Annotated in this window: 19 protein-coding genes; 6 read left to right on the top strand and 13 right to left on the bottom strand. The window is 61.9% G+C overall.

Annotated features, from left to right (window positions below):
* Positions 1–127 precede the first annotated feature (127 nt).
* From arsK to AC1DM5_RS23465, 7 genes are read right to left on the bottom strand one after another with little or no spacing between them, the layout of a single operon-like run.
* Positions 128–1,363 (bottom strand): arsenite efflux MFS transporter ArsK, encoded by a 1,236-nt coding sequence (arsK, locus tag AC1DM5_RS23435; RefSeq protein WP_477823772.1) that lies wholly within the window; start codon positions 1,361–1,363, stop codon positions 128–130.
* Positions 1,360–2,085: an arsenical resistance protein ArsH gene (gene arsH / locus AC1DM5_RS23440; RefSeq protein ID WP_477823773.1), complete on the bottom strand. Its 726-nt coding sequence runs from the start codon at positions 2,083–2,085 to the stop codon at positions 1,360–1,362. The genes arsK and arsH overlap by 4 nt, the downstream gene beginning before the upstream one ends.
* The gene (gene arsC, locus AC1DM5_RS23445; RefSeq protein ID WP_477975703.1) at positions 2,060–2,488 is read right to left on the bottom strand and encodes an arsenate reductase (glutaredoxin); all 429 of its coding nucleotides are present in this window, start codon (positions 2,486–2,488) and stop codon (positions 2,060–2,062) included. The genes arsH and arsC overlap by 26 nt, the downstream gene beginning before the upstream one ends.
* Positions 2,485–3,189 carry an aquaporin gene (locus tag AC1DM5_RS23450; RefSeq protein WP_477975705.1) on the bottom strand — a complete coding sequence of 235 codons (705 nt, stop codon included), beginning with the start codon at positions 3,187–3,189 and terminating at the stop codon, positions 2,485–2,487. Before AC1DM5_RS23450 ends, arsC begins: the two co-directional genes overlap by 4 nt.
* Positions 3,186–3,629 (bottom strand): arsenic resistance N-acetyltransferase ArsN2, encoded by a 444-nt coding sequence (gene arsN2 / locus AC1DM5_RS23455; RefSeq protein WP_477823776.1) that lies wholly within the window; start codon positions 3,627–3,629, stop codon positions 3,186–3,188. Before arsN2 ends, AC1DM5_RS23450 begins: the two co-directional genes overlap by 4 nt.
* A complete protein-coding gene (locus AC1DM5_RS23460) occupies positions 3,629–4,159 on the bottom strand; it encodes an arsenate reductase ArsC (protein ID WP_477823777.1) in 531 nt (176 codons plus the stop codon). The genes arsN2 and AC1DM5_RS23460 overlap by 1 nt, the downstream gene beginning before the upstream one ends.
* On the bottom strand, positions 4,156–4,512 hold the full coding sequence (locus AC1DM5_RS23465) for an ArsR/SmtB family transcription factor (RefSeq protein ID WP_477823778.1): 357 nt from the start codon (positions 4,510–4,512) through the stop codon (positions 4,156–4,158). Before AC1DM5_RS23465 ends, AC1DM5_RS23460 begins: the two co-directional genes overlap by 4 nt.
* Positions 4,513–4,554: 42 nt before the next feature.
* Here AC1DM5_RS23465 and AC1DM5_RS23470 point away from each other — a divergent pair, with 42 nt between their 5' ends.
* Together AC1DM5_RS23470 and AC1DM5_RS23475 are read left to right on the top strand one after the other, a co-directional pair.
* Positions 4,555–5,073 (top strand): DUF6428 family protein, encoded by a 519-nt coding sequence (locus AC1DM5_RS23470; protein ID WP_477823779.1) that lies wholly within the window; start codon positions 4,555–4,557, stop codon positions 5,071–5,073.
* 93 nt (positions 5,074–5,166) lie between these two features.
* Positions 5,167–5,913, top strand: coding sequence for a pyridoxine/pyridoxamine 5'-phosphate oxidase (locus AC1DM5_RS23475; RefSeq protein WP_477823780.1), 747 nt, complete (start codon positions 5,167–5,169; stop codon positions 5,911–5,913).
* 218 nt (positions 5,914–6,131) lie between these two features.
* Here AC1DM5_RS23475 and AC1DM5_RS23480 read toward each other — a convergent pair whose 3' ends face one another.
* Positions 6,132–6,824: a TetR/AcrR family transcriptional regulator gene (locus AC1DM5_RS23480; RefSeq protein WP_477975707.1), complete on the bottom strand. Its 693-nt coding sequence runs from the start codon at positions 6,822–6,824 to the stop codon at positions 6,132–6,134.
* Between the two features lie 204 nt (positions 6,825–7,028).
* Between AC1DM5_RS23480 and AC1DM5_RS23485 the strand changes: the two genes are divergently transcribed.
* Both AC1DM5_RS23485 and AC1DM5_RS23490 read left to right on the top strand, forming a co-directional pair.
* Complete coding sequence (locus AC1DM5_RS23485; RefSeq protein WP_477823782.1) at positions 7,029–7,931, top strand: NADP-dependent oxidoreductase; 903 nt, start codon at positions 7,029–7,031, stop codon at positions 7,929–7,931.
* A gap of 23 nt (positions 7,932–7,954) precedes the next feature.
* Entirely contained in the window at positions 7,955–9,160 is a 1,206-nt protein-coding gene (locus AC1DM5_RS23490; protein WP_477823791.1) for a TCR/Tet family MFS transporter, read from the top strand.
* On the opposite strand, the gene AC1DM5_RS23495 is transcribed toward AC1DM5_RS23490, so the two are convergent.
* On the bottom strand, positions 9,141–10,070 hold the full coding sequence (locus AC1DM5_RS23495) for a CE1 family esterase (RefSeq protein WP_477823783.1): 930 nt from the start codon (positions 10,068–10,070) through the stop codon (positions 9,141–9,143). The genes AC1DM5_RS23490 and AC1DM5_RS23495 overlap by 20 nt on opposite strands.
* 170 nt (positions 10,071–10,240) lie before the next feature.
* Positions 10,241–12,010, bottom strand: a complete 1,770-nt coding sequence (locus AC1DM5_RS23500) for an adenylate/guanylate cyclase domain-containing protein (protein WP_477823784.1) — start codon at positions 12,008–12,010, stop codon at positions 10,241–10,243.
* Positions 12,011–12,268: 258 nt separating this feature from the next.
* Between AC1DM5_RS23500 and AC1DM5_RS23505 the strand changes: the two genes are divergently transcribed.
* Positions 12,269–12,901 (top strand): DapH/DapD/GlmU-related protein, encoded by a 633-nt coding sequence (locus tag AC1DM5_RS23505; protein WP_477823785.1) that lies wholly within the window; start codon positions 12,269–12,271, stop codon positions 12,899–12,901.
* Between the two features lie 32 nt (positions 12,902–12,933).
* On the top strand, positions 12,934–13,359 hold the full coding sequence (locus tag AC1DM5_RS23510; RefSeq protein ID WP_477975709.1) for a GFA family protein: 426 nt from the start codon (positions 12,934–12,936) through the stop codon (positions 13,357–13,359).
* A 148-nt stretch (positions 13,360–13,507) separates the two neighbouring features.
* Here the strand turns inward: AC1DM5_RS23510 and AC1DM5_RS23515 are convergent, their stop codons facing one another.
* The 3 genes from AC1DM5_RS23515 to AC1DM5_RS23525 form a co-directional block, all read right to left on the bottom strand.
* Positions 13,508–14,425, bottom strand: a complete 918-nt coding sequence (locus tag AC1DM5_RS23515; protein WP_477823792.1) for an MBL fold metallo-hydrolase — start codon at positions 14,423–14,425, stop codon at positions 13,508–13,510.
* A gap of 415 nt (positions 14,426–14,840) precedes the next feature.
* The gene (locus AC1DM5_RS23520; RefSeq protein WP_477823787.1) at positions 14,841–15,665 is read right to left on the bottom strand and encodes an arginase family protein; all 825 of its coding nucleotides are present in this window, start codon (positions 15,663–15,665) and stop codon (positions 14,841–14,843) included.
* A 373-nt stretch (positions 15,666–16,038) separates the two neighbouring features.
* A partial coding sequence (locus AC1DM5_RS23525) for a TCP-1/cpn60 chaperonin family protein (protein ID WP_477975711.1) occupies positions 16,039–16,725 on the bottom strand: 687 nt, incomplete at its 5' end.

The following is a 16,725-nucleotide window of genomic DNA, read 5'->3' on the forward strand; positions in this document are numbered from 1 at the left end:
GGCAGCAGTGATGCCGAGCGACGGCGTGATGCCGATATTTGCCATGCCGAAGGCGAGGACGAAGGGCGCGAGCGCGGAAAGGATCAGCCGCGCCGAAGGTGTTTTTTAAACTGTGCTCGGATATGGGCTATGTCTCGGCACGACCGAGAGTGTGATGCGATCGGTCAAGCAGCTGCGCCAGCCGGCCGATCGCGATAAACGCGAGGACGGCAATGGCGCCGACAATAGCCGCGACAGTGAGCGACCACAACACCCCGATGTTCTCCATCAGGAACGCGAGGATAAACGGGGCAGTCGATGAGATCACCAACCGGATCGCCAACACCTGTCCCTGACGTTTGCCGTACCCTTCGCTGCCGAAAAGCGCCAGCGGCAAGGTTCCCTGCACGATGCTGCTCAGCCCCGAGCCGAGGCCAAAGACCACCGCGAACATCAGTGCGCCCGGTACTGACGGGGCCGTGACGATCAGTATGACCAACGCCGCCGGTAGCAGCACGGCGGAGATGAGCGCCAGCGTCAGTTGCGAGAGGCCGCCGCCAAAGACCATGTTCGTGAAGCGGCTCAACACCTGCGAGGGGCCAAATAGCGTGCCGACCATTACCGCCATGGCACCAAGCCCAAGTCCGGACAGGACGGGAACCATGTGGACGAGAAGCGCGGCATTGACGAAGCTTTCCAGCGCAAAGCCCGTCACCATCAGCACGAAGGCCGGCGTGCGGATCGATGGCGCAAGGCTGGGCTCGACATGCTTTGCCGGCCCACCGGAAGCTTCCTTGCGGCTCTTGCTGACGCTAAATGACAGCCAGGCATGGATCGGCAGACAGACCGCGATGTTGAGGGCCGCAAAGACCAGATAGACCGATTGCCACGACATATGCGCGTGCAGCGTCGTCGTGATCGGCCAGAAGATCGTCGAAGCAAAGCCGGCGATCAGCGTTAGATAGGTAATGCTGCGCTGGGCGACTTTCGGCCTGATCTGCACCAGCAGTGCGAAGGCCGCGCCATATTGCACCAGATTGGATGCCGCCTCGATTGCGATCAGCGCGGCGACGAAGGCGACCTTGCCGGAAGAGAGGGCGCAAGCCACAAGGGCAGCTGCGGCGATCGCCGAGCCACCCGTCATCACGCGGCCGGCGCCGAAGCGATCGATCCATTTTCCCATTGTTGGTGCGGCGAGACCGCCAATCAATAGCGCAGCCGACAGCGCGCCAAATATCCATTCCGAAGACCAGTTCAAATCCCGCGCCATGCTCGGCGCCAAGATGCTGAAGCTGTAATAGAGCGACCCGTAACCGATGATCTGTGTCAGACCGAGGGCAAGGATTGCGGCGACCGGCGGTCGTTCGGCAATGGTCATCGTCATATGGATTTGAGGCTCACACGCTTTTCGAGTTTTTCGGCTTCTTCCTTCCGCTCGCTGTAGCGGTCGGTGAGGTAGCTGGATGCATCGCGCGTCAGCCAGGTGAACTTCACCAGCTCCTCGCAGACATCGACGACACGGTCGTAATAGGATGAGGGTTTCATACGGCCGTCGGCGTCGAACTCCTGGAAGGCTTTCGCGACCGACGATTGGTTGGGAATGGTGATCATGCGCATCCAGCGCCCGAGAATGCGTAATTGGCCGATGGCGTTGAAGGATTGCGAGCCGCCGGAGACCTGCATGACGGCAAGCGTCTTGCCCTGCGTTGGCCGAACCGATCCCACCGACAGCGGAATCCAGTCGATCTGCGCCTTCATGATGCCGGTCATCGCGCCGTGGCGCTCAGGGCTGACCCACACCTGACCTTCGGACCATTGCGACAGTTCCCGCAGCTCCTGCACCTTGGGATGTGTCACCGGTGCGTCGTCCGGCAGCGGCAGGCCCTCGGGATTGAATATCCGCACTTCGCAGCCAAAATGCTCCAGCAGCCTCCCCGCCTCATGGGCGAGGAAACGGCTGTAGGAGACTGCTCGCAGCGAGCCATAGAGAATTAGGATACGCGGCTTATGCGTCGAAAATGCCGGGCGAAGTTGCGCCAGATCAAGCTGGCGCAGATGCTCCGGCGAGGCGGCTGGCAAATCAGACAATGCGCTTGCCCTCGGCATCGAGTACTTTCTCGCCGTCTTCCTTGGTGAAGGCACCCTTATGCGTGTCGGGCAGGATATCCAGAACCACTTCCGACGGACGTGCGAGGCGCGTACCGAGCGGCGTGATCACGAACGGGCGATTGATCAGGATCGGATCCTTGAGCATCGCGTCCAGCAGCTGCTCGTCCGTTAGATCAGGATTGTCGAGGCCAAGCTCGGCATAGGGCGTGCCCTTTTCGCGGATCGCTTCGCGAACGCTCAAACCTGCATCCGCAATCATCTTGATTAGCTGTTCGCGCGACGGCGGGCTTTTCAGATATTCGATGACTGATGGTTCGATGCCCGCATTGCGGATCATCGCCAGCGTGTTGCGCGAGGTGCCGCATTCCGGGTTGTGATAGATCGTGACGTCCGTAGTCATGGAGCGGTTTCCGTCTTGGTGAGGGTTTTGGGATTGCGGGCTTCCATCAGCAGCCATCCCGCGAGCATCAGCGCCAGCAAGGCGCCGAGGATTTCGGCGACGATAAAGCCCGGCAGATCGATCGGGCGGATGCCGGAAAACGTGTGCGTCAACGATCGGGCAACAGCGACTGCCGGATTGGCAAAGGAGGTGGAAGCGGTGAACCAGTAGGCAGCGGTGATATAGAGGCCGACCAGCCACGCCACCGCATCGGCGCGAAAGCGAATGCCCGCCAGGATGACGAAGACCAGGCCGAAGGTTGCCGTCGCTTCGGAGAGCCATTGCGCCCCGCCTGATCGTACGGTTTCCGAAGCCTGCAGCAAAGGCAGTGCGAACATGCCATGCGCAAGCATTGTGCCGGCAATGCCGCCGATGATCTGCGCGATGATGTAGGCCGGAAGCGACGAGGCTGGCAGTTCACGCCGGAGCGCGAAGACCATCGAAACAACAGGGTTGAAATGCGCGCCGGAGATCGGGCCGAGGATGGTGATCAGCACGACGAGCATTGCCCCCGTTGCCAGCGTATTGCCGAGCAGCGCAAGTGCCGTATCGTCCGTCAGGTTATCGGCCATGATGCCGGAACCGACGACGGTTGCCACGAGCAGCATGGTGCCGAGCGCTTCGGCGACCAACCGCCGCGACAGAGGAAATACCGCACTCATGCCGGCAGGCTCCGGACCATCAGGGCGGCGGATGCCGGGCACAGGCTTGCGGCCTGGCGCGTCGTCAGGATGGTGGCTGGCGCTTCATCCCGGGCGATCGGACGAAAGCCGAGCGATTGAAAGAAAGGAGCGGCCGATTCCGTCAGCAGATAGGCAGCATCAGCACCTTTCCTATGAGCCTCATCGAGCAGGCCGAGCGTGATCGCATGGCCGAAACCGAAGCCTTGCCGATCGGACAACACGATGATGGATCGCAGGAGTGCCGCCTCGCCATAGAGTTCCAGCCCGCCGAAGCCGATCGTCTCGCCGTCACGCGAAAACCGGTAGAAGCTGCGGCCGGCATCTGTGAGATCATCGACCGGAAGCCCGGCGCCGGAAAGTGCGGCGCGCAGGCTTTCGTCATGGCCTTCCAAGGGCTGCTGATTCAAATCGAGCCCCATCAGCTTGCCTTGGGCTGCTTGATGCTGGCGCCTTCCATCGTGCCGATCTGGCGTAGATGCGATTCCAGCGCGAGCTTGTCGATCGAGGTGAGCGGCAGGCTGATGAAGGACATGATGCGGTTCTTGAGGAAACGGGCGGCCTGGGCGAAGGCGCGGCCTATTTCCACTTCGCTGCCTTCGACCGCGGCGGGGTCTTCGACGCCCCAATGGGCAGTCATCGGATGGCCGATCCACACCGGACAGGCCTCGCCGGCGGCGCTGTCGCAGACCGTGAAAATGAAATCCATCTCCGACGCGCCCGCTTCGGCGAATTCATCCCAGCTTTTCGAGCGGAAGCCCGTTGCAGGATAACCCAGCGCCTCAAGCTCCTTCAGCGCATGCGGATTGACCTCGCCCCTCGGCTGGCTGCCGGCTGAATAAGCCCTAAAGCGGCCTTTGCCTTCCGTATTCAGGATCGATTCCGCCAGGATCGAACGGGCCGAATTGCCCGTGCAGAGAAAGAGCACGTTGTAAACGCGGTCTGTGGTCATTGCAGTTCCTCCTCCATTTTAGGGGTACAGCAGGCCGCAACCTCAGCGGCAGGGGCGCAGATTTCCGGGTGACCGGAGCAGCAGTCTTCCATCAGGAAGCGGACAAGGCCGCCGAGCGCATCGTAATTCGCCGTGTAGATGATCGAGCGGGATTCGCGCTGCTGCGCGATCAGGCCGGAGCGTTCCAGTTCCTTCAGATGGAAGGATACATTCGACGGCGACACCTCGAGCTTCTCCGCAATCGCGCCGGCTGCCATGCCGTCAGGGCCGGCCACGACAAGCATGCGGATGATGTGCAATCGCGTTTCCTGCGACAATGCGCCGAATGCGATGAGGGCTTGACGTTGATCCATATTTCAACAATCCTTGAATAATTGAAACGAGGAATAACGCAGATGAACGCGATCGACAACAGCAAAATGCAGAAGGACGATATCACCCTCGGCGAGCTCATGAGCATCCTCTCAGGCGCCAAGGATTCACCGCTGGTTTTTTACTATGATGGCCGCCCGGTGAAGCCCGGCTATCATGTCACCGAAGTCAAGGCCGGGCAGTTCTCGGCGCTGGACTGCGGGGCCAATCCGGAAGCATGGAGCGAGATCTTCATCCAGCTTTGGGATATCGAGGAAGGCGACCGCACCCATATGCCTGCCGGCAAGTTCCATGCGATCATTCGCAAGGTCACCGAGCATGTGAAGCTTGACGATTCGGCCAAGCTGACATTCGAAGTCAGCGACGGCGTGCAGCCGATGCAGCTCTATTGCGCGGCAATGCCGACCCTTCGCGCCGGCGCCGTCCATGTCGAGCTTGCACCGCGCCCCGCAAGCTGCAAACCGCGCGACCGGTGGCTGGCGGAACAAAGCCAATCGACCTCCTGCTGCGCTCCGAGCAGCGCCGCCAAGTGCTGCGGCTGAACGACCGCAATGTGCATTTTCTGAACATTGAGTGTGCGATCATATCGGTTTCCATGCTGCGCCTGATCGTGTTTCATCCACGTCAGAGAAACGATGATTTCCATCAGGGAACAACAGCGCGGTGACGCGGCCGGCTCGGCAGGAGCCGCGTCCGCCGGCCGGGCCGTTCCCGCAAAGACCCCGAAAGGTGATGCCATGAAGGATGAATTGCGCGCGCTGGTCTCACTCGCCGGCCCCTACCCGCCATTCGATGCGGTTGCCACACCAGACGATCCGCGCGATCTCTTCTCGTCATGGCTGCGCGATGCCATCGTATCAGGTATCCGCGAGCCGCATGCCATGGTGCTCTCGACAACAGACGAAAATGGCGCACCCGACGCCCGCGTTCTCATCCTCAAGAACCTCGATGCCAGGGGCTGGCATTTCGCCACCACTGATAACGGCCCCAAGGGCCGGCAGATCGCCATCAACCCTTACGTTGCGCTGACCTTCTACTGGCCGGCGCTCGGCCGGCAGGTGCGTCTGCGCGGTATCGCCTTTCCGGCGGGCGAGCAGGAACGATCCGCCGATTTCCGCGCCCGCTCGCTCAGCGCCAGGGCCGCGGCACTCGCCGGCCGGCAGAGCCAGCCACTGTCATCGCACCGAGAACTCGACGCCGCGATCGACGCACAGGCCAAACGTGTCCACGCCGATCCCGATATCGTCGCGCCGAACTGGCAGCTCTTCATCGTCATGCCGCATGAGGTGGAGTTCTGGCAGGGCGCCGAAGACCGGCTGCATCACCGGCTCCTATATCGGCGGGAAAAGCTCGGCTGGCTGCGCGAGCGGCTCTGGCCATGAGCTTGAGGCTCGCGCGGGTGCGATCAGACGCAAAATATCGAAGAATCTGAATCCCACCCCTTGCAATCCGCCCCGCCGCATATCATATCGCGGCTTCACCTGAAAACGGACTTGCGCTTGGTATCGACGTTGGTCGAGCCGCGTTCGAGTTCACAGGACAAGGGCGCTCCCCGCAAGGGTCGAGCGCCCTTTTGATTCCCGCCGATGGTCTGGCAGAATCAGGCGTAAGCCGTGCCCGCCATGGCCGCCTTCACACCCACACTCCCCTGATCGACCAGCGCGAGAAAGACGGCTTTCGCCTTGTCCGTATCCCGCCCCTGCCGAAGAGTCCGGTGCGCTTCGATGAAGGCAACGCTCCAGCTCGCGAGCAGCATGGCGGCCGCGAGCCTGGCCGAGGTGTCCGCGGGGTCTTGGCCCGCGGATTCGGCGAGCGCCACCGCCAATTCCCCAGCGATCTCGTCACGGATCGCCCGCGCCCTCGCCTTCAGCGTTTCGCTGTTCTCCACTGTCTCGATGAAGCCCTGGCTCGCCGTGGAAAATAACAAATAAGGCGTCTGCTGCCTGACGAGTTTATGCGCGAGCAGGCGCAAGATCTCGATGGGGGAAACATTGCTGTCGCGCTGCCGCAGCGCTTCACGCAGGGTCTCGCGCGCCTCCTCGTCGCGGTCGAAGAACATGTCTTCCTTGCGCGGGAAGTGGTTGAACACCGTCATCCGCCCGACATCGGCAGCCGCCGCGATCTCATCGACCGTCACATTCTCGAAACCGCGCTCGAAAAACAGCCGGTCGGCGGCAAGCGAGATGGCGCGCCGCGTGGCCAGGCGCTTGCGGGATCGCCGGTCCAGCGGCGCCGAATCCGATACTTCCACATCTGAAGGGGCTGAAGGTGTTTTATCTGATGGCTTCGGCATGGCGCTCTCAATAGCAGGATTTATGTACTGAGTACATCAATCTTGACAGCGAGTACTCAAGATCCTATTACTGTACTCAGTACACATTTGGATGAAGTACAGCAGAAATCCGTTAAACCTGTACCCGTGGAACCGCGCTGCCGTGCTCGTGACCGCGAACGGAATAGCTGTGCCCTGCATCCGCCGCCCCGAAAGGACAAATACTTGAAAGCTATTCAATTCAGCCGCTATGGCGGCCCCGAAGTCCTCGAAATCGTCGAGATCGAGGCACCGCATCCCGGCCCCGGCGAAGTGCGGATCGCGGTGCGCGCCGCCGGCGTCAACCCGTCCGACTGGAAGCGCCGCGAAGGGCAATATCGCGCCTTCGAGGAGGTGTACTTTCCCGCAGGCCTCGGCGTCGAAGCCTCCGGCATCGTCGATGAGGTCGGCCCCGGCGTGTCCAGCACTTTCGTCGGCGATGCCGTCTTCGGTTATGGCAACGGCACGATGGCCGAACATGCCGTCCTCACGCACTGGGTCCACAAGCCGGATGACCTGCCCTTCGAGATCGCCGGCGCCCTCCCCGTCATATCGGAGACGGCATGGCGCTGCCTCGACGAACTCTGCGTCAAAGCCGGAGAGACGCTGCTCGTCAGCGGTGGCGCAGGCGGCATCGGCTCCGCCATGATCCAGCTCGCCCGCGTCAGGGGCATCACCGTCATCGGCACCGCGAGCCCGCAGAAACACGATTACCTAAGGGAACTCGGCGCCATCCCGACGACCTACGGGCCCGGCCTCGCTGAGCGGGTGCGGCAGCTTGCACCCGATGGCGTCGACGCGGCAATCGATGTCGCCGGCTCCGGTATCATCCCCGAACTGATCGCGATCACAGGCGATCCCGCCAACGTCCTCTCCGTCGCCGATTTCTCGGCCGAGGAGTATGGCGCGAAATTCTCGCACGGCCCGCCGAAAGAGCCGGAACGGGTCCTGGCCGATGTGGCCCGGCTCTATTCCAAAGGCCTTTTCCGCCTGCGCATAGAGCAAGCCTTTCCGCTGGAGAAGACGGCCGAAGCGCAGATCATCAGCGCCGCCGGCCGCGTCACCGGCAAACTCATCATTTCCCCATGAGTTCCCCAATGAACAAATCTGGCATGAACAAACCGCTCGTCGTCATCTTCACCGCCATCTGCCTCGATGCCGTCGGCATCGGGCTGATCTTCCCCATCCTGCCGCGCCTTCTTCAGGACGTGACGCAGACGCAGGACATCGCCTTCTATGTCGGCCTCATGACGGCGCTCTATGCCGCCATGCAGTTCGTCTTCGCCCCCGTGCTCGGCGCGCTCAGCGACACGATCGGCCGGCGTCCCGTGCTGCTGATCTCGCTTGCCGGTGCCGCGGTCAATTACGCCATCATGGCCTTTGCGCCATCCCTCACTCTGCTGCTGATCGGCCGCGCCATCGCCGGCCTTACCAGCGCCAATATGTCGGTCGCCTCGGCCTATATCACCGATATTTCACCTGCCGATCAGCGCGCGCGCCGCTTCGGCCTGTTCAACGCCATGTTCGGCGCCGGCTTCATCATCGGCCCGGTCCTTGGCGGGTTGCTCGGCGATTACTGGCTGCGCCTGCCCTTCATCGCCGCCGCCATACTCAACGCCTGCAATCTGCTGCTTGCCCTCTTCGTCCTGCCAGAATCCCGCACACCGTCTCGCCAGAAGATCGATCTCGCCACGCTGAACCCGCTGCGGCCGCTGAAATGGATCGTCTCGATGAAAGGGCTGCTGCCCATCGTGCTGGTCTATTTCGTCTTCAGCGCTGCCGGCGAATCCTACGGCACCTGCTGGGCGCTCTGGGGCTTTGACACTTTCGGCTGGAACGGCTTCTGGATCGGCCTGTCGCTCGGCGCCTTCGGCATCTGCCAGACACTCTGCCAAGCCTTCCTGCCGGGGCCGGCAACCCGCCTGCTCGGCGAGCGCTGGTCGGTCATGACAGGCATCGCCGCCGCCGCGATCGCCCTCCTGGTGATGGCACTGGCCAGCCAGGGCTGGATGATCTTCGCCATCATGCCGGTCTTCACCCTCGTCGGCATCGGCAATCCCGCCTTCCAGGCGCTTGCCACAAGAAAGGTCGCGCCCGATCGCCAAGGCGAGCTACAGGGCGTGCTCGCCTCCACCATCAGCCTCGCCTCCATCATCGCCCCGCTCGGCTTTTCATCCCTCTATTTCGTGACGCGAGAGAACTGGCCGGGCGGCATCTGGCTCTCGGTGATCGCCCTCTACGCGATCGCGGTGCCCCTGGTGCTGATGAGCACGAGAACCGTGGTGAATGTCTCGATCATCAGCGGTGAAACTCCCTAAAGAAGTTCCACACCTCAACCGCTGTCTCGATATCGTTGCTGCATCCGCCGAAACGGGGTCCGTCTACCGGATCATCATGACCGAAGCTGGTATCGGACTTGGCGAGACGGGGCCAGCAATGGCCTCCGTTTTCGATACGATACAACTGAACCCCCGTATCGGCCCGGCATCCGGACCATTGAACCAGGCTGGCGCGGGTCAGGTCATGCGGGTCGAGATGCGGCAGCGCCGTCGCATTTTCCCCGGTGCAGCCGTCGATCCGGCGCCAATATTCCGTTGTCTCCGGAACGGAAAGCAGCCTTCCGAATGAGCGGATATAGCCATCGTAACGCTGCACGTCATCACCAGTGCCGTTCACCATCATGACCGGCATGGCGTGGCCGGGCTTGCAGTCTTCGACCTGCGCTTCGTTTATCGCGCTGGCGACGGGAGCAATCGCTGATATCCTGTCCGGAAGCGCGCAGGCCAGCGTATAGGTCATCAGCGCGCCGAACGAAAAGCCCGTGGCATAGACCCTTGTGCCGTCGGCAATCCTGCGGCTCACCAGATCGTCGATCATGGTGCGGAAAAAGCCGATGTCATCGACCGGCTCGCCATTGATGACAGGCTTCCTGTTTTTGATATTCCAGGCACCGTCGATCGCTTCCGGATAAAGGGTGATGAAGTTCTCGCTGTCAGCGACAGCATCAAATCCGCTGTTTTTCTGGAAATTGGCGGCCTTGTCGTCTGACCCATACATCACGATGACAAGCGGTGCGGGGTGTCCTTCCGCTCCCTTGGGAATATGCAGGATTGCGGTGCGGTCCACGCCCTGCCACTTGTAAGTCAGGACTTCATCGGCATGAGCGGCCGTCCAGCCGAGAAGAAAAAGGAAGACGGCAAATGGCAGGCGGAGCAATGCGCGGCACATGAAACATTCCCGCTTCCTGAAGAAAATACAGCGACGAACATAAGTCATTCCGTACCACTGGCAATGATCGAAAGAAGCGACGCCTAGGGACACGATGTCGCTTCAGGCGGATCGTCGACGAGGCGCGAAGTCCGTTCCCGTCCCATCGGTTTTCAAGATCGAAAACACCCTCAGCGCTCAGGCAAGCCTGCCTGCCGCAGACCCTCGGCGGTCTGGGCCGCCCATTGCGGCACCCCCTGAAACACAGGCCTCGACAAGTAGCGCTCGATCGTAAAATGCGGCTCGATCTCCATGAGCTTGCCCGCCGCCCACCGGGCCGTCTTCATGTCGCCGCTCATGGCCGCCCAGGCCGCCATCATCCGATAGCACCAGGTCACGTCTGGATGTTTGTTGACGACCTCCCGGGCAATAGCGACGGCCTGCGAAAGGGAGCCTGCCATGGCGAGCGACAGGGCCATGCCCATGCGCATGTTGAAGGCGAGCGGATCTGCCGGGCTCAGCGTCAGCGCCCGCTCGAACCGCTCCGTCGCGCCAGTCTCGCCCTTGTAGCTTGCAACCCAGCCGTAACGCGCCCATGCCCAGGCATTGTTCGGGTCGAGCGCCAGCGCCCGTTCAAGATAGGCCGCCGCCCGCTCCTGATCGCCGCAATGGCTGAGTGCCCCGCCGACGGCCGTCAGCGCGGTCGGATCATCATCGATGGAGCCCACTGCAGCTTCGACAGACTTTAAAGCCCGCTCCAGATCCTGCTCCGGTTCCTCGGTCCAGATGTAGCCGAGGTGCTGGGCGTAGCACCATGCCAGAAATGCGTGCGCCCGGCCGTAAGCAGGGTCGATCGCGATGGCATCCTGAAGGAGTGGTATTGCCCGCTCGTTCGTCGCCTTGCTCTGGCCCCAGAGATACGGGTAGGCGCGCATGACGAGATCATAGGCGCGCAGGCTGCTGGGTGGCTTGCGCTTCGACAGCTCCGTTTCGGCACTCTGGATGGCCGGATGGATGGCGCCGGTCACCTGGGCCGCGATCCTGTCCTGAAGCTCGAATATGTCCTCGGCCGCGCCCTCATAACGCTCTGACCAGAACTGCATGCGCGTCTCGGTATCGACCAGCTGCACGGATATCCGCAGCCGCTCTCCTCCGCGCCGAACGGTGCCCTGGACCACGTAGTTGACGCCGAGCTCCCGTCCGAGGTCACGCACGTCGACGAAACGTCCCTTGTAGGTGAAAGCAGACTGGCGCGCGATGACGAAGAACTCCCGGACGCGCGAGAGCGCCGCGGTGATTTCCTCCACGACTCCATCCACGAAATACTCATCGCCCTGACCGCTGAGATTGTCGAAGGGCATGACGACGATCGACGGCTGGTCTCTGCCGAAGCGGGGCCCAGGTGATGGCGTTAGCTCTGGCCCGGCCTCCCCGCTTTCAGGCGCCTCCTGCAGCCAGTCGACCCGAAAGACGGAAATCGGCCTCGGGATATTCTTCATGGAGCGTTCGCCGAGGCTCGTCAGCGTGAACGGCACCTTGCCATAGAGATGCTCGCGTACCGACCCGGAAATGCATATGGCTGACGGCGGCGCTATCTCCTGCAGGCGCGCGGCGATATTGACGCCGTCGCCGAGCAGATCGTCACCCGACACAATGACGTCACCCAGATTGACGCCGATACGGAACTTCAGGCGGCGATCCCCGGGGATGTCTTTTGGATTGCTCGAGAGGCGTCGCTGGATTTCAACCGAGCACCTGGTAGCCTGAACAGCGCTTGCGAACTCGGCGACAAACCCGTCACCCGCAGTGCCGAAAATGCGGCCGTCATGCTCACCCACTATTTCGGCGATCTGGCTTAGGCACGCGTTGAGAGCACGAACCGTGCCCTCCTCGTCCAGCGCCGTAAGGCGGCTGAAACCGGCAACATCGGCGGAAAGGATGGCTGCGAGCTTTCGATCCACAGCAGTGATTGCTCCGGCGGCGTATCATACCGTTGGATGAATATGCGCGGATTTTGCCAAATTCATAGAGTTTTGTCGCAAAGGGGACGGATGAACGATCGCCTTTGGCATGGCGTATCGCGGCGCTCTGACACCTGCGGGGCCGAAGCAGACTGAGCTTTGAGGCGCACTGCCAAACCTGCCCCGATCCTCGCTGCCCCTGGCGTCACATATCCTTCATCGTCCCCGGTTAGGCAGGCCGAAATCCGGAGACTGCCCATGGATTCGACCGCACAACCGAACCGCCCAAAGATCGCCGAAACCGTCATCCAACCGACCGCTACCCTCAGGGATTCCAGCATCGGCAAATACTGCGAGATCCTGGAGAATACCTCGCTGCACACGGTCGAACTCGGAGATTATTCCTATCTGGGGCAGCGCTGCATCGTCGGCGATGCCTCGATCGGGAAATTCTGCGCCATCGCCGCGGAAGTCAGGATCGGCGCACCCAATCACCCGATGGACCGCCCGTCCATGCACCGCTTCACCTATTGCCCGGAATATTACTCCGCAGACGCCGCGCGCGATCACTCCTTCTCCGCCGAGCGAAAGGCGGACCGCGCCATCATCGGCAATGACGTCTGGATCGGCCACGGCGTCATCGTGCTTCCGGGTGTGACGGTTGGAGACGGCGCCGTGCTCGCGGCAGGCGCGGTGGTGACCAAGGACGTTGCGCCCTATACGATCGTCGGCGGCGTTCCCGCCAGGTTCCTGCGCGAGCGCTTCTCGCGAAACGTTGCGGAAAACCTTGCCGCGATCGCCTGGTGGGACTGGCCGTTCGAGACCATCATGGAACGGCTCGCCGATTTTCAGTCCAGCGATATCGAAGCCTTCTGCGAGCGCTGGGCCTAGTTTGGGATTTCATTGAGAGAGACAGGCGGATCATGAGCGACGAGAGACATGAGCATGAAGCGGCCTGCCACTGCGGCCGCGTCAAATTCCGGCTCCGGTTGGCGGACGAATTCAATACGATCCGCCGCTGCACCTGCTCCTACTGCCGCATGCGCGGCGCAATCGCCGTCTCGGCTGAGCTTGCGGATATCGAGTTCGTGGAGGGCGAAGACAACCTGACGCTCTATCAATTCAATACCCGCACGGCGAAGCATTATTTCTGCAAGACCTGCGGCATCTATACCCATCACCAGCGCCGCTCGAATCCGAACCAGTTCGGCATCAATGTCGCCTGCATCGAGGGCATCAGCCCCTTCGACTTTCCGGAGGTGCAGGTCATGGATGGCGTCTCCCACCCGTCCGATTCCGGCACCAAGGCGAGGGTCGCCGGCATACTTCGCTTCGAGCCGACGAAGTGAGATCATGCCGGGCGAGCGCTCTTGCCCCGGAAACGGCTCCAGCGGCATACGGCCGCCGAAATGAAACGAGGCCCAGGCATTCGCCGGGCCTCGCTGATTGAGCCGGATATGTGTCACGCTCAGCCTAGTGCGGCGTGACACGACCCCGTCAGTAGTCCCAGAAGATCGGCACCCAGCGAAAGGCTTCGCCGTCGACCGCCACATGGCCGATGGAGGGGAACGGCAGGTGCGTGGCCACCAACAATTCGCCGGTCGCCGCCAGCTCGCGCAGAAGCCGGATACGAACGCGGACCGCCTCTTCGGGGTCGTGTTCGAAACCGTTGAACCAGTCGGGATGTTCGAACCCGACCGCGAACACGGCGTCGCCGGCAAACATCAGCTTGTCGCCGCCGGAGGCCACGCGGACCACGCTATGCCCGGGAGTATGGCCACCGGTGCGGGAGACGACGACACCCGGCGCCACCTCGTATTCCTCATCGAACAGCCGCAGCTGGTTTTGGTACTCCTTGGCGAACCGCTTGGCGGCTGCCCGAAGCGCGTCCGGAAAGCCCGGCGGCATGGAGACGTGGGAGAAATCGGGCGACTCCCAGAATTTGACCTCGGCGGCGGCCACATGGATGCGCAGGTCCGGCCGCAGCCGTTCCTTCACCCCTTCGACGAGCAGCCCGCCAACGTGGTCCATGTGCATGTGGGTCAGCACGACGTCGGTCACGGAACCAAGATCGATGCCTGCGGCCTCCAGTCGCTTGATCAACTGCCCGGCTCGCGGCAGGTTCAGGTCCGGGTCGATCCCGAGCCCCGCATCGACGAGGATGGTCTGTGCGCCGCTACGCACCACGACCACGTTCAGCGACCAGTCGAAAGCGTCCGGCGGCAGGAACATGTCGCCCAGCCAGCCGGCCCGCACCTTCGGGTCGGCGTTGTGTCCCAACATCGCGGTTGGCAGCGGCAGCACCCCATCGCTGACCACCATCACCTCGATCTCGCCGATATCAAGCGCATAGCGCGACGGAACCAGCTCGCCGGGTTTCGCTCCACCGGCAGCCGAACTGTTCTGCGAGGACATATGTGTCTGTTGCGGACCCGTGCTACGGGCTTTTGTTTCTAACTGCGACATGACGCGCTCCTGTGTTGCGTGGACACCAGCCTGTCACTGTCCATTCGGTAATACGCAGATGTCGCATACCAGCATGGATCCGGCGCTCGAACCTCACGTTTCCAGACGTTTCCGTTTTCGAGCGCTCTTTGGTGGCGGCCCCTAACAACTACAGCCGCCCTCAGGCGCCGGTAATCCAAACTTACGTTTAAGACGTGGCGGCTGACCGTATGTCGCCTTTCGATATGCCAAAAGAGCCGGCACGCCATTCAAACAAGAAATGAAATCAGGCTCTTACCATTGGAGCCAAGCTCGCACGTCTGCTTTCAGGATGATCCACGCAGCAGGGACGGCGACCGGATTCAGAACCTAAGCTGCCATTTGCTCAGTGAGAGCCCTTCGCCAAAACCGGCTCCAGGGCATCGAGCAGAGCGCTCGGCGATACTGGCGGGCCGCCAGCTTTCCAGGAGTTCTGGAATTCGGCAATTTCTATCCCGACGAAGTCGTGTTCTGCGATAACCTTGCAGCAGGCTCGCATATCATCCAGCGACAGGCCGCCTTCGCATTCGTAATCTGTGGGCACGATGCCGGGCTCCAGAACATCGCAGTCGAAATGCACATAGACGGGGCGGCCGGCGATCGCGCTCCTGAGGTCGGTCGCGAGATCGGCTCCTGGTTTGATATGCGGGATGTTGTGTTTCGCGATCAGATCCAGTTCGTACGGATCGAGGTCACGTTGACCGACGAGAACGACCTGATCAAAGCTTAAACCCGCACCGAGACCGGAATCCCAAAGGCCAAGTGGTCCCGCAAGCGCCAGGCCGCCGAGATATCCGGTGGGGCTGGCCTCCGGTGGATTGAGATCGCCATGTGCATCGAACCACACGATGCAGGCCGCGGGATGGTGCTTCGCGACAGCTGGAAGGGTCGCCAGCGAGACCGCGCACCGGCTGGTGGCAGCGATCGACACTGCGCCTGCGGCCAACACGTCGTCAAATCGGGACTGCAACTCTCTGAGCGACGGCAGAGCCGCATCGAGCTCTTCGCGCCAACCGGCATTCAAGGCGGGCTCCGGGGTGCCGATTACCGCAGGAGAAATGCCGGTTCGGCGTTCCAATTCCTCGCCGATCGCCTTCGCACCCGGCATCGCCAGGTCGTTGTGATCGCCTGCGCGTCCCTGGAACACGGTATATTCTACTTTTCCAGCCATCGCTTACAACCTCGCAACGTGTTGTTCCCACCCGTTTAACTGGTTTCCGTGTGGAAAGCGAGAAGGTCAGCAAGCGCCGCGTTGCACCCCATGTCGTCTCGGGTTTCAGCGATGTGCCCTACCCCGGAAACGGCTTCAGCGTCCCGAACCAGGCAACGAGCGCGACAACACAGGCGGCGATCACGAGTTCCCCCACGAACGGCATCTTTCGGGTGCTGTGATCCAGTGCGCCATGGCGCGATCTGCCGGAGCGCTACGGCCGCGCACGACGACCGGCCCAACCGGACGTTGGAGGCCCCGATCAATCGGAGCCCCCCTTGCCTTGTGTAAGCGAACGCCTTGTGTCAGCGAACGCGCTTCTGGAACGACGTCTTCACATCATGCCGCCCATGTCAGGCATGCCGCCTGCTGCGGAATCCTTCTTGGGTATATCGGCGATCATGGCTTCCGTGGTCACGAGAAGCCCGGCAACCGAAGCCGCATTCTGCAGCGCCGTACGAACGACCTTGACCGGATCGACGATACCCATGGCGATCATGTCGCCGTATTCGGACGTCTGGGCGTTGTAGCCGTAGTTGTCTGTATTGCTCTTGAGAATGTTGCCGACGACGATCGAGCCTTCATCACCGGCATTTTCGGCGATCTGGCGAACCAGCGACTGGAGCGCCTTGCGGATGATGTTGACGCCGGCATTCTGGTCGTCGTTCTCACCCTTGACGTCAAGAACGATAGAGCAGCGCAGCAGGGCCGTGCCACCGCCAGGAACGATACCCTCTTCGACAGCAGCGCGCGTCGCGTTGAGGGCGTCGTCGATGCGGTCCTTCTTTTCCTTCACTTCGATTTCCGTCGAACCGCCAACGCGGATAACGGCAACGCCGCCAGCGAGCTTGGCAAGACGTTCCTGCAGCTTTTCGCGGTCGTAGTCAGAGGTGGTTTCTTCGATCTGGGCCTTGATCTGGGCAACACGGCCTTCGATGTCGGACTTGGCGCCAGCGCCGTCGACGATCGTGGTGTTTTCCTTGGAGATCGAAACCTTCTTGGTGCGGCCGAGCATGTCGAG

This window comes from Rhizobium sp. 01T437, from assembly GCF_056398505.1.